Source organism: Halobellus sp. GM3 (genome assembly GCF_052545375.1).
Genome location: NZ_JBQWLT010000017.1, coordinates 1 through 13,425, shown reverse-complemented (window position 1 = coordinate 13,425; position 13,425 = coordinate 1). Strand labels below are relative to the sequence as shown.

10 protein-coding genes are annotated in these 13,425 nt (G+C 57.2%); 6 read left to right on the top strand and 4 right to left on the bottom strand.

All coding sequences use genetic code 11. The features are described from left to right. Positions 1-19 precede the first annotated feature (19 nt). The 4 genes from ACT3HL_RS16910 to ACT3HL_RS16895 all read right to left on the bottom strand — a co-directional run bounded on the left by ACT3HL_RS16910 (position 20) and on the right by ACT3HL_RS16895 (position 4,271). Positions 20-835: an ABC transporter permease subunit gene (locus ACT3HL_RS16910; RefSeq protein WP_445087931.1), complete on the bottom strand. Its 816-nt coding sequence runs from the start codon at positions 833-835 to the stop codon at positions 20-22. Further along, positions 832-1,662: an ATP-binding cassette domain-containing protein gene (locus ACT3HL_RS16905; protein WP_445087930.1), complete on the bottom strand. Its 831-nt coding sequence runs from the start codon at positions 1,660-1,662 to the stop codon at positions 832-834. The genes ACT3HL_RS16910 and ACT3HL_RS16905 overlap by 4 nt, the downstream gene beginning before the upstream one ends. A 250-nt stretch (positions 1,663-1,912) precedes the next feature. Next, positions 1,913-3,232: an ABC transporter substrate-binding protein gene (locus tag ACT3HL_RS16900; RefSeq protein WP_445087929.1), complete on the bottom strand. Its 1,320-nt coding sequence runs from the start codon at positions 3,230-3,232 to the stop codon at positions 1,913-1,915. A 319-nt stretch (positions 3,233-3,551) separates the two neighbouring features. Then, complete coding sequence (locus ACT3HL_RS16895; RefSeq protein WP_445087928.1) at positions 3,552-4,271, bottom strand: IclR family transcriptional regulator domain-containing protein; 720 nt, start codon at positions 4,269-4,271, stop codon at positions 3,552-3,554. A 163-nt stretch (positions 4,272-4,434) separates the two neighbouring features. On the opposite strand from ACT3HL_RS16895, the gene ACT3HL_RS16890 reads away from it, so the two are divergent. The 6 genes from ACT3HL_RS16890 (at position 4,435) to ACT3HL_RS16865 (ending at position 13,288) form a co-directional block, all read left to right on the top strand. Then, the gene (locus ACT3HL_RS16890) at positions 4,435-6,471 is read left to right on the top strand and encodes a hydantoinase/oxoprolinase family protein (RefSeq protein ID WP_445087927.1); all 2,037 of its coding nucleotides are present in this window, start codon (positions 4,435-4,437) and stop codon (positions 6,469-6,471) included. Then, on the top strand, positions 6,468-8,270 hold the full coding sequence (locus ACT3HL_RS16885) for a hydantoinase B/oxoprolinase family protein (RefSeq protein WP_445087926.1): 1,803 nt from the start codon (positions 6,468-6,470) through the stop codon (positions 8,268-8,270). Before ACT3HL_RS16890 ends, ACT3HL_RS16885 begins: the two co-directional genes overlap by 4 nt. 54 nt (positions 8,271-8,324) lie before the next feature. Then, positions 8,325-9,104, top strand: a complete 780-nt coding sequence (locus ACT3HL_RS16880; protein WP_445087925.1) for a citryl-CoA lyase — start codon at positions 8,325-8,327, stop codon at positions 9,102-9,104. A gap of 76 nt (positions 9,105-9,180) precedes the next feature. Further along, positions 9,181-10,278, top strand: a complete 1,098-nt coding sequence (locus ACT3HL_RS16875; RefSeq protein ID WP_445087924.1) for a M24 family metallopeptidase — start codon at positions 9,181-9,183, stop codon at positions 10,276-10,278. A 1-nt stretch (position 10,279) separates the two neighbouring features. Continuing rightward, positions 10,280-11,419: an aminopeptidase P family N-terminal domain-containing protein gene (locus ACT3HL_RS16870; protein WP_445087923.1), complete on the top strand. Its 1,140-nt coding sequence runs from the start codon at positions 10,280-10,282 to the stop codon at positions 11,417-11,419. 153 nt (positions 11,420-11,572) lie between these two features. Next, a complete protein-coding gene (locus ACT3HL_RS16865; protein ID WP_445087922.1) occupies positions 11,573-13,288 on the top strand; it encodes a thiamine pyrophosphate-requiring protein in 1,716 nt (571 codons plus the stop codon). The last annotated feature ends 137 nt before the right edge of the window (positions 13,289-13,425 follow it).

The window sequence follows — 13,425 nt, the reverse complement described above, 5'->3', positions numbered from 1 at the left end:
GCGTACTCGCGAGGGACAGTCATAGTCCCTCCCGCCACCGCGTGAGATACTTGCCGGTCCATTCCAGTCCGTAGGTGAAGAGAATGCCGAGTACGTTGATTGTTATTATCGCAACGTACATTCGGCGAATAGTGAAGAGCTCCCAAGAGTTCCAGATCATATATCCGAGTCCGCTCTCTGCGGCGACCATCTCCACTACGACGATGAGAATAAACGCAACACCCATTCCGAGACTTAGCCCAGAAAAGATGTGTGGAAGAGTGGCGGGCAGAATTACTTCACGAAGCATCGTGTAATTTGATGCGCCGTTGTCTTTTGCGGCCTCGATGTACTCGTTGTCTACTTGACGTGCGCCTGCGGCGGTATTGATGACGACGAGGAGGAAAATCGCGAGTCCGAGTGCGACGATACGAGACGTCTCGTTAAGTCCGAATATCAGAAACAAAATTGGCAGTAAGACGACTTTCGGTAGGGGATACATTGCGCTCACCACCGGATCGAAGATGTTGTCGAGTGTTTCAGACCATCCCATCAACACGCCGAGGACGATGCCGAGCCCGCCCCCGATGACGAATGCGGGGAGGATACGACCCAAGCTGACGAGCGTTTGGTGTATGAGTTCTGCGTTTGGACCGAACAGCAGGTCATAGGTCTTCACGAGGACAGTCGATGGTGGGGGGAAAAACTGGGGGTTGAGCACGCCGACTCGGGACGAAATCTCCCACGTAACGAGGATTACAACGGGTGAGAGGAAGCTCAATAGGAGCTGCCGATCAACCTCGGATCGAACGAACCTGTGAACGCGGCCAAAGAACGTTTCCGTTCTCGTGCTCATTTATTTGACACCTTCTGGGCCGACTGTACTTCATCACTAAGGATGTTCCAAACTCTATCGCGAAGTGCGCCGAACTGCTCCCTGTTACGCGTTTGCTGGGTCCGGGGGCGTTCGAGGGGGTTTTCGAGGATTTCTTTGACGCTTCCCGGCCGAGCTGTCATCACTCCGAGCCGGTCGCCAAGGAGTATCGCTTCTTCGATGTCGTGAGTGACGTAAATTGCCGTTTTCTGCGACTCGCTCCAGAGGTCTAATAGCTCCTGCTGGAGCTGCTCTTTCGTCTGTGCGTCTAAGGCGCCGAACGGCTCATCCATCAACAGAATTTCGGGATCGTTAGCGAGGGCTCGAGCGATACCGACGCGCTGTTTCATTCCGCCGGAGAGCTGGTGTGGATACGAATCCTCGAATCCACTGAGATTCACCTTCTCGATGTATTCGTTGGCGATTTCGTGCCGCTCATCTTTCGGGACACCGCGCATCTTTAATCCGAACGCCACGTTATTGAGGACGGACTTCCACGGGAAGATGCCGTGCTCTTGGAATACCATATTTGTAAGGGGACGTTCACCACCACGCTGTCTGTTAGAAGCGTTGATATCTACTTCACCCGCTTCGTGAGAGAGTAGTCCACTAACAATCCGTAGCATCGTCGACTTGCCACACCCGCTAGGACCCAATAAGCAGAAAAATTCGTTGTCGGCTACGGAGAGATCGAAATCCTCTAGCGCGACCACTTTACTCGCTCCGGACTGGTACTCTTTTTTCAACCCTGATACACGAACACGGTACTCCGGCGCCTCCTGTTGGGAGTTCCGCTGTGAACTCGACATTGGACTGAATGACATAATGAATCATATTAAATCTTTGCTCAAGGGGATTGGTAGTTCGCGAGTAAAATCGCCGACATCAACTGTCAAAAATACGACTATATTTGTTTCCAGAAATACCCTGTCTACCTTTTATTTCTCTATCAGTATCATTATGTTGGGGAGCAGTTTTCAATTGGAGCCGAGTTCGATTTGCTCTCACTCGTCCAGTCAAATCGGATTCATACGAACGACTACAAAGGGAGAAGCGATTTCAGAGGCCCTGTACGCCACCACAGGAGTTCGAGTCAGGAACCATTTGACTCTTCGGTTCGGGTAGATCAACACCCGCGTTCCCCAGCACGGAACTGATCTCACTCTCCGAGAGGAGGGGATTCTCTACTTCCCCAATCTCGGATGCGGCCTCTTTGGTCAGCGATAGATCGATCATCTCGCTCTTTTTCACCTTCGAATCGATCTTCCCGCGACAATCGAAGAAGTCCTGCTGCCGAAGCAGGCTGTCCTCGTTGACGAGTCCGTTCCGATTGAGGTACACCGGCGGGGCGCCCTTCATCACGACCGCGGGACTGTCGGTCGCTTCTGTGTATGTACTCACCACCTCGTCACTGTACGGACCTAATTCGTAGTAACGTCGGATACCTTTGATATACGCCTTGAGCCAGCGCTTTGCCACGTCAGGACGCTGATTCATAAATGCAGAACTCATAATGATGTTCCCAATCTGTACTCGGGGCGACGTACGTGAAACGTACTCCGCATGCTGTGCGAGCCCCTTACTCCGCGTCTGGGTCCCTAACGCGCCGATGTTCATCGCGGCGTCGATCGAATCTCCTTCGAATGCGGAGATCATCTGCGGGAAAGGCATTGTCTTGAGTTCGATGTCATCCATCGTGAGTCCGTGTGCCGTCAACACCCTTCCGAGCGTATAGGTAGAGACGTTCGCCGTCCCGTTCGTCGCGTACACCATCCCCTCGGTGTCTGCTAGGGTCATTCCCTCCTGATACTGCGAGCTGTTGATCTGCATCTGCAGAAGCGAGGGGGCTTTCGGGAGGAACTTGACTCGATCTGCAACGACTCGCATACCGATTCCCCGATTAATCGCGTTCAGGGTACTGGCACCGATGCTTCCGCCGGTCAGGTCGAGTTGCCCGGTTGCGAGCCGTGACGTTTCTTTGGCACCGGAAATTGACTTCGCGAGGTTGACTTCGATGTTCTCCTCTTCGAAGTATCCCTCCGACTGCGCGACGTACAGCGGAATTGACGAGAGAAGCGGAAGGATCGAAGCATTCACTGTGTCCATCTCTCCTTCGCTTTTCTGCTGCTGGGTTTCGGCGGGCGTCTGCGTCGCAGTCCCGCCACTACTACCGCCCTCGGTCGCCGTTCCGTTCCCCCCGCCACCGGAACATCCCGCTAGCGCTGTGAGGGCTGCCGTTCCACCGAACCCGTGTGCGAGCGCGATGAACTTCCGACGGCCGAGCGGGAGTGATTCCAGCCGCCCCGAATCCTCAAGTTCGTCTGCTAACGCTTCAGGCTCTTTTTCCGCGTTCCGTTCTCCAATGCTATCACTTGCCATACAAGGTCTATAATGAAAACGTATTACATAAATGTACTCCCAGATGGCGAGAAAGCTGCCACCCGGATTACCGGTGGATGTTTCCGAATTACGGAATGGACATATTCCACGGCCTACTTGCCTGTTTCTGGGGTTGTGGGTATATGTTAACACAAGTGTATGATGGATAGCGCGCTACTCTCGGTTAATCTATTACACCCCTATATTCGTAACGTCTAACAGATTTTCCATATTACGGAATAGTCAGGTGTGGATCATCTTTTGAGGGTCGGTAAACGCGTTCGCCATCCACCCCTCCGGCCCCCGAGGGGTACGGACCTCATCCATATCGATCAGCCAGTTCGATCTCCGTCGATGCGCTGCGAAGAATTTCGGCGTACTCGCCCCGCATCTTTTCCTCGGTCAATTGATTTGCCGGCCCGAAGATTCCGATAGCGCCACAGACGTTCTCTTGGTGATCTAACACCGGAGTTGCGACGGCTTGGAGTCCTTTCGCGTACTCTTGGAAGTTGTATGCGATTCGCTCTTCGCGTATCGTGTCTAGTTGCTCTCGGAGTTGTGCTTCGGTATCTATGCTGTTTTCAGTGTTTGTGTCGAAGTCAATCTGACTGATAATCTCGTCGGCCCGGTCCGGGGCGGTAAAAGCGAGGATTGCCTTCCCCGAAGCAAGGAGGTGCGGCTCCACCCTCTTTCCGATGCCGGCATACGTTTCTACCGGATACTCGCCGGAGGCAAGATAAATAAAGACGATCGATCCGCCTTCCTCTACGAGGATCCAGACGTTCTCACCCGTTTCGGCGGCGATAGAATCGACCTTGCTCTTGGCGATTTGATACACCCGCTGCTGTGATCGTGCCGCTTCCCCCCAGTCGAGGAGACCGAGTCCAAGCTTATATCGCCCGTCTTTTTTGACGACGAATTTGTATTTTTCTAGGGTCGAAAGGTGTCGAAACGCGGTGCTTTTCGCAATGTCAGCGTCCGCCGCGACCTTCTCTAAATTGGCACCGTTACTTTCGCGAATTACTTCGAGAATCGACATCAGCGTGTCGTACGATTTGACGCCACTTGATCGAGCCATCTGAATCGTCTACAATCACGGTATGTGTTTGCATAGTGATTCCGGTCGACCGACGCGGTTTATTCTATAAATATATAACTATATTGGAGAAACATTTAATATGAAACACCAAACGCTATTGACTATGGATAGGCTAGCGGTGGATATAGGTGGGACGTTCGTCGATGCGGTGAAATACGAAGACCGTACGAACGAACTCACAATTCGGAAATCGGACACGACACAGGATGATCCGACAAACGGAGTCCTCGCGGCGATACAGAAATCGGATCCCCAATTGGGTCAGACTGATACGTTCGTTCATGGGACGACCCTCGGGCTCAATGCGCTGTTAGAACGGGAGGGCGCAACAACGGGGATCCTCACGAACGAGGGTTTCATCGACGTCTTTGAGCTCGGGCGATACGACCGGCCGTACGAAGAGATGTTCAACCTGACGTACGAGAAACCCGACCCGCTGGTTCCTCGCTTTCGTCGGAAGGGAATTCCCGGTCGACTGAACAACGAAGGCGAAGTCATCGAACCGATCGATGAAGACGCGGTGGTACGCGCGACAGTTGAACTCGTTGAGGACCACGGCGTCGACTCGATTGCTGTCTGTCTGCTCCACTCGTATCAGAATCCCGATCACGAGCGAGAGGTCGCCCAAATAATCGAATCGGAGTTCCCCAATCTAAGCCTGTCTCTCTCCAGTGATATCACCCGTGAGTACCGAGAATACGAACGGACGAACACGACCGTTCTCGACGCGTACATCAAACCGATTTATGAATCGTACGTCGACCGCCTGAACACCGATCTCAAGGATGCGGGGTTCGATGGATCGTTCTTTATAACCCGTTCCGGTGGCGGAGCGTTGGCCGCCGAGAACGCGAAAGAGACCCCGGTTCACAGCATTCTCTCGGGGCCGGCTGGGGGGATTATCGGCGCGACCAACGTCGCCGAGGAAACGGAGAACGGACACCTCATCGCCGCGGATATGGGAGGTACAAGCGTGGACGCGTGCGTGATTCAAAACGGGTCGCCGATAATCGAGCACGAGGCCGAAATCGAGTCACAGTCGTTACAGATCCCCGTATACGACATCCGAACCATCGGTGCGGGCGGGGGGAGTATTGCGTGGTTGGATGGTGAGCTCCTGAAAGTGGGCCCCAAGTCCGCCGGGGCTGAACCGGGGCCGATCTGTTACGATCGGGGCGGGTCGCAGCCGACGGTGACGGACGCGGCCGTGATGCTGGGATATATCGATCCCGGGTCCTTCCTCGGGGGCGAGATGTCACTGAACGAGTCGAAAGCTCGAACAGAGATACGCAAGCGGCTAGCCCACCCGCTTGATTCGACCGTTTCAGAGGTCAGTCGAGGCGTGTTCGACGTCCTCGCGGGTAATATCGTCAATGCTATCGGCGAGATTACCGTTGAGCGCGGATTAGACCCCCGGGAGTTCAGTCTACTCGCATACGGCGGGGCCGGGCCGATGATTATGCCTCTCGTGGCACGTGAGATGGACGTCGACACAGTACTCGTGCCTCAAGCCCCGTCCGTGTTCTCCGCGTGGGGTATGTTGCTATCGGATGTCGTCTACGACTACTCACAGACGAACATCGTCGGACTCGACGAAACCAACACCGTCGAGATAGACGCGGGATTCGAGCCCCTCGAGCGGCGGTCGGCAGAGAAGCTATCGGAGGAGGGCTTCGACGAGGCCCACCAGCGAATCGAACGCGCCATCGAGATGCGGTACCGGGGACAGGAACACACAGTCGAAGTAGCTGCGAACGATATCTCGTCGATGACCGAACTTGAGGCGCGGTTCCACGAACGATACGCGGATCGCTTCGGACACCGGATGGAGAATCCAGTCGAGATTGCCCACCTCCGTGTACGGGCCATCGGCGAAACGGACAAGCCCTCGATCGCCCACGTTGCTGATAGTGGTGAGACACGCGGGGCAATCGGCTCAAAACAGACGCGAGAGGCCTACTGCTTTGCTGAGCGTGACTTCGTGGAGTTCGACGTGCGACAGCGGACCGCACTCTCGACTGACGAGAGCGTTTCTGGACCAGCTATCATTCAAGAGCCAACGACTACGATCATTGTCTACTCCGATCAGACCGCACAGCTTGACGAACACGGACACATCGAAATCGACGTTAACCAATGACAACGAACGAGAAGACAGAACAGGAACGTGAACTGGACGCCGCAACTGTCGAGGTAATTCGAAAATACCTCACATCGGCAGCAAACGAGATGGAGCGGACGCTCATTCGGACCGCGTACAACGCTATCGTCTACGAGGTCAAGGACTTCGGTATCTCGATCTACGATCGTGACCTAAACTTGTTGGCGGACTCGCCGGGTGTTACACTCTTTCTCGGCGCAAACGACTACAGCATTCAGAAGGCAGTCGAGTACATCGGTGAAGACAATCTCGAACCAGGTGACGTGATTCTCTCGAACTACCCATACTGGAGTTCGAGACATCCGCAGGACGCGTGTATCTTCTCACCGGTCTTCCACGAGGGAGAGATCATCGGCTATCCCGTCGTCCGGTCCCATTGGGTCGATATCGGACAGAAAGAACAGGACTACGTCCTCGATTCAACCGACGTACACCAAGAAGGCCTCTTAATTCCCGGATTCAAACTGTTCAAGGGAGGTGAGCGCGACGAGGAGCTCTTCGAACTCCTCCGATACAATACCCGGTCTCCCACGAAAGTGATGGGCGACTTGAATGCACAGATTTCGGCCGTCGAAACGGGTAAAGAGCGGCTCAAATCGCTACACGAAAAGTACGGGAGAGAGAAGATCGAAACCGGCATCGATCGCATCCTCTCTCACGGAAGGAACAAGTCCATCGAGGCAACCCGGGAACTCCCGGACGGCACCTGGTCCGCGGTGGATTATCTCGATAGCGACGGCATCAACGACGAACTCGTCAGGATGGAGGCCGAGGTCACGATTGACGACGACGAGTTCGTCATCGACCTCTCTGGCTCCTCTGAGGCCGTTGAAGGGCCGTTCAACGTCCCCATCGGACTCACGGAGAGTTTCTGTAAACTCTGCTTCAAAGGGGTGACGACTCCGACGGACCCCTCGAACGGCGGACAGTACGAACCGCTGTCCGTGATCGCGCCAGAGGACAATCTCTTCAATGCGACCTATCCAGCACCGACGTACGCGATCACGACGGCTGTTGCGGCGGTCGACGTCGTGTTCAAAGCGCTCGCGCCGGTGATCCCGGACCGAATCCCGGCGAGCACTGGTGGAGATATCTGTAATTTGACCCTCTATCGAACGGATCCCGAAACGGGAGAGACAGCTGTACAGGGGACGAATGAAGCCGTGGGCTGGGGCGCAATGGCGGAACGTGACGGCAATAACGGGATGATGCACTTCTCGGAGACAACGATCCGCAACGTGCCGGTCGAAGTGTACGAGAATCAACTGCCCGTCAGGATCAACCGGCTGGAACTACGGCAGGATTCGGCCGGAGCCGGAGAGCACCGCGGCGGTCTCGGTGTCAGACGGGATTACGAGGCACTCGCCCCGATCAAGGCCAAATCGTTCCAAGTAAAGACGCGGACCGAGGGCTGGGGACTCAACGGTGGCGGTCCCGGTGATCGGAATGCCATCGTCCACTTCCCAGATTATGCCGATGACAATTGGCAGGATAGGTACGAATTCCTCGTCCACAACAACGATCTGTACGAGGACACGGATCAAAGGGAATACTCGGGGATGTTCAAGGGATCGCTCATCGAAGGTGAGCGGATCTCGAACCGGTCTGGCGGCGGCGGCGGGTTCGGTGATCCGTTTGATCGCGATCCGAAGGCAGTCGCTACTGACGTGAAGAACGGTTACGTCTCACGAGAGCGGGCCCGGGAGATCTACGGCGTCGCAGTAACTCAGGAGTGCGACGTCGACTGGGACGGGACTGAAGAGCTCCGAGGCCAATAAGCTCCGTTGGAGGAAGCGGAAAACTTTTTAAATGGAGTCGAGTGGGACAGAACGATGGATAGGAAGTTAGCGACGCCGATATCTGGCGACGATGGTGAATCAATCACGATCCGGGAAAGAGATCTCTCAACCGAGATTATGGGTGAGATGACCTTCGGTGAGGCGGCGTTCCTCATCATAACGGGGACGACCCCGACCCCCGCTGAGAGCGAAGTGTTCGAGACGATGCTCGCGTCGTTACTCGCTCACGGACTCACGTCCCACACGGTCGCGACTCGCGTGACGTACGGCGCCGAGCCCAATTCGGTCCAAGGCGCCGTCGCGAGCGGTCTCTTGGGCGTTGGTTCCCGATCCGCTGGCGCAGTCCGCCAGTGTACCGAACAATTACAGCGGTTACAGGATCAGGACCACACCGACGAATCGGTCGAGAACCTCGTGAGCGACGCAGAGCCAACGGAACCGTTCGGCGTCACCGGCTTCTCAGGGGTCGGCCACGGCTCGCTCGAGCAGGTTGATCCACGCGCGCAAACGATTCTCAACGTCGCATCTGAGAGCGGAATCGCGGGAGATCACACGGCGCTATTGGAACAACTGAGGCAGGATCTAGAGCACGCGGTCGATAGGCACCTGCCAGTGAACGTGATCGGAGCGATTTCGGCCGTCGGGTCGGATATGGGGTTATCGCCGGTCGCCGTTCAGGGAATTGCAATCCTTAGCCGAACAGCGGGGTTACTCGCGGAAGTCGAAGAGGAGACAAAAAACCCGATGGCGGGCGACATTCGGCAATTGATTCGGGAAAATTCGGTCTACTCGCCTCAAGCAGATCAAGAGTGAGACCGCTCTGAGGCGGCCTCCATCGGGTCACTGATCGGCAATGTTTTTTATCGAGGGATAGTCTACTGGACCGCGTATGTTAGACAGCCTCATATCTGTGGTTGGCGAGTCGGACATCGACGGCGCCTTGCTGTACACTGACGGGATGCATAGCATTGCGCAACCAAGTTATCTGGAATACGTCGCTGGTGTGACTCCGATCGCCGATCAAAACGGCTTATTCGTCTCTTCTGATGGGGATGTTATCTTTCTTGTCGATCTCCTGAGAGACGTCGGTCGGATCAAACGGCACACCGGAATCAACGACGTTCGCGGCGTGAGCTCCATTCGTACTGAACTCCTCCCGATTCTTGAGGAGCACGGCATTGGTTCGCTCGGCATCGCCGGTAAGGACCGTATGGATCGTCGGACGTACTCGGAGTTGGCTGACGGCGTCGAAACGGTCATATCGATCGAGGACCGTCTGTTCGAACTCACTCGGGGGAAGGACACCGCTGAACGCGAGATATTTCGAAAGCTTGCCCGAATCGCGGACGCGGGATTTGAGGCCGCATATGAAGCAGTCCGCCCGGGAATTATGGAATACGAACTCGCGGCGGAGGTCGAACAGGCGATGCGGTCGGCTGGTGCGACGGATAATTTCAACCTGTTCAGTACCGGTACAGATAACCAGTTGATGCACGCGCCGCGGGATCGAATCGTTCAGCAAGGCGATGTGCTCCTGTGTGAGCTGTCTCCGATGTACCGAGGACGCATCCTCCAGATCTGCCGGACCATTGCCATCGGGACACCAGACGAACAACTCACTGCCAAGTACGCTCTCCTTCGGGAGGCAATGGCTCGAACGAAACAACGGCTCACACCGGGAGTCGAGGCCTCGACGATCGCTACTACGATGAACGAGGTTTTCCGTGACGCCGGGTACGCAGAGTACTGCAAGCCCCCCTATATGCGGACGAGAGGCCACGAGTTCGGCGTCGGACCGATTGGGATGTCGATCACCGAAGAGACCGAGACGGAGCTTCAAGACGGAATGGTACTCGTTGTGCATCCAAATCAGTACATTCCCGAGACCGGATATCTCGCGCTGGGCGATCCGTTGATAGTGACGGAAAATGGAGTAACGACACTAACACGGACGGACGCGCGGTTGTTTACAAAAGAGGTGATCTAGTATGAAATCACGAGAGCCAGTTATCACGAGAGGCCGAGACGAATGGGATCAAGTGAATATGCCACCGGAGGCGTTCCGTCAGCGGGTCACGCAAGTGCGCGACAGAATGGCGGACGTCAATATTGATGCGATGTTGGTCTATGGGCGGGGGGACCGAGACGGCCATCTCTGTTATCTCACGAATCTGATCAACAAAGTACCGAACTGGGGATCGCTTGCCATCATCACCCCGGAGAGCGAGGTTCTGCTCTACGAACGGAGCTCTCGGACGCAACCGGTGATCGAGCGTAGTACTTGGATCGAAACAGTCGAGTCCTGCGACAGTATCGCGGAGCGTTCTGCGACTAGACTCGAAGAGCTCAACGAACAGATCAAGACGATAGGGACGATTGGATTTGATGCGATGACGTATTCTCAGTCGACGGCGTTCGAGAACGCCTGTGCAGACTACGAGGTCCGCGACTCGGACGCAGTGCTCTGGGAGCTACGCAAGACCAAGACGGACCAAGAGTTGGATCAACTGCGTCGATCAGCCCGGATCAATACCGAGATTCTTGACGTACTTCAAGAAGAGATTGACTCGACAGTCTCCGAAGCGGAAATCGAGACGAAAGCCGATTACCTAGCCCGTCTTCGGGGGGCCCAAGACTTCCGGATGCTCCTTTCCAATCCAGCGCAGACCGAATCCGATCTGCGCCCTGCTGAATCACATACAGTCAGAGAGACTGACGTTGTCGTGTTGTATCTGGCGACGCGGTTCGAAGGCTACTGGTCAGAACTGATCCGGCCAGTTCGCTTCGATGGAAGGGTTCCGGACGAAAGTGCTCTTGCCGAGGCAGAGCTGGTGTATGATGACTTTGTACAGTCTCTCCGTACAGGAAGCACCCCTAACGAGGTGCGTACGAGACTTGAAACGGCAGTATCCGGTACAGATCTAAGCATTGATTCCACCTACGCGCTCGGAAACGGGATCGGACTCGGAATCGAGGAACCACCCGCAATTCAGAGCTCGAAAGCCAAGTTCAGCAATGATATGACGTTGGCTGTCCGAGTCCCACTCAGGTGGGACGACGACCGGCTATTAATCATCGGAGACACGATCGCAATGGGAGCCGAAACACCTGCAGTCCTCACGCACTGAGCGTTGATTCCCCACGAGACAGCACGGATTTCGGCTGCACTTCGTTTTTGTTGGCACCCGTTCGAGATTCCTGTTCGCTAGCCATTCCACCTCCCCACGCCGACATAGTTATAATGATTCTACGAGATGGTCCGCATATTGGAGGACCACTCCGTGTCAGAGTCAGATCAGACAGCTGCCAACCGCACCGCAGCCGAAGAGTTCCTTCGCGCGTTCCACCGCCGGGGCATAGAGCGCGTGTTCGCGAACCTCGGCACTGACCACACACCCCTGCTGGAGGCGGCCGCAAAGGCCCGAAGCGACGGCGAAGGCAGCGCCATCCCCGAGATCGTCTCCTGCCCGCACGAGTTCGCAGCGATGAGTGCGGCACACGGGTACGCCGCGAAGACGGGCGAACCGCAGGTCGTCCTCGTCCACGTCGACGTCGGCACGCAGAACCTCGGTGCCGCGATGCACAATGCTCACCGCGCCGGCGCGCCGGTGTTCGTCCTCGCCGGCCTCGCGCCCGTGACCGACGCCGGGCACTCTGGCTCGCGCGACCACCCGGTCCACTATTTCCAAGACGTCTTCGACCAGCCGGGGATCGTCCGGGAGTACACGCGGTGGACCGACCAATACCGACCGCCGGCTGACCCCGCAGAGACCGTCCGGCGTGGCTTGGAGCGGGCGGTCTCGGAACCGTCGGGACCGGTGTATGTGACGGCGACGCGCGAGGCACTCAGTCGCCCCGTCGAGTCTGCTGCGACGGATACGATGCCCCGGCAGGTCAGCCCCGGCGGCGCTGACGCGGACGCCGTCAATCGTCTCACCTCACACATTCGCGGGGCGACCCGCCCCGCCGTGATCACGAGCGACTTGGGTCGTCCTCCGGCTGAAGAGCGTGTGGGGGCACTCGTCGAGTTCGCCGAGACCGTCGGTGCCGGCGTCGTCGAGCAGACCCCGACAACGCTGTGCTTCCCGCGAGACCACGAGCAGCACGTCGGGTTCGATCCCGGCGTGGTGCTGAACCGTGCCGACCTCGTGATCGTCGCTGACGCCGACGTCCCATGGATTCCGGAGGGAGACGCTCCTGCGACCGACGCGCCGGTGATCCAGATCGATCCCGATCCGACTAAGCCGGCATACCCGCGCTGGCCGTTCGCTATCGACGAGACGGTCCAAGCCGATACCTCGGCGACCTTCAAAGCCGTTGCTGAGCGCCTCGACGCCGGCGTCGGCGAGCCCGGCCGAACGTTCTGGCGCGATGTCGCCGCCGAGCGGCGCGCGGCCGCCGAGGAGCGGCTCGCCGCCGCCGAGAGCGACGGCAGGCTCACGCCGACCGTGCTCTCGGCCGCGCTGGAATCTATCGTCGACGAAGACACTGTGATCGTCGAGGACGCCGTCACTAGCCGTTCGGCGATTATGTCCCAGATCCGGCTTTCCGAGCCCGGGAGCTACTTCTGGAAAGGCGGTGCCGGCCTTGGGTGGGCCGGTGGCGCGGCCGTCGGTGCGAAGCTCGCCGCTCCGGACAGTCGAGTGATCTCGCTCGTCGGTGACGGCTCGTACCTGTTCGCGAACCCCTCCGCGTGCGCGCTGTTCGCCGCCGAATACGGTGCGCCGACGCTCACGGTCGTCTACGACAACCAAGGGTGGAACGCTGTCGAGAGTGCGACTACGGCGCACTATCCGGATGGCGTAGCCGCTGACACGTCGGTTCCGGAGAGCCGGATCGAGACCGAGATGGACCTCTCAGCGCCTGCGATGGTCGTCGACGCGCACACCGCTGTCGTCCGCGACCCGGATGAGCTTCCCCACGCGCTATCGGCGGCGGTGACGGCGATCGACGAGGGGACGCCCGCAGTGCTCGACGTGAAGATAGAACGTCCCTAACACGCGGAGAGGACCGACTCGAATGATTCGCCGTCGTCGCGATACCGACCCGACGGAGGTGGGTGGTGCGCGTATTCGGCGTCGACGGAGGTGGGTGGTTCGCTTATTCGGCGTCGGTGGAGCCGATGTCGACGTTG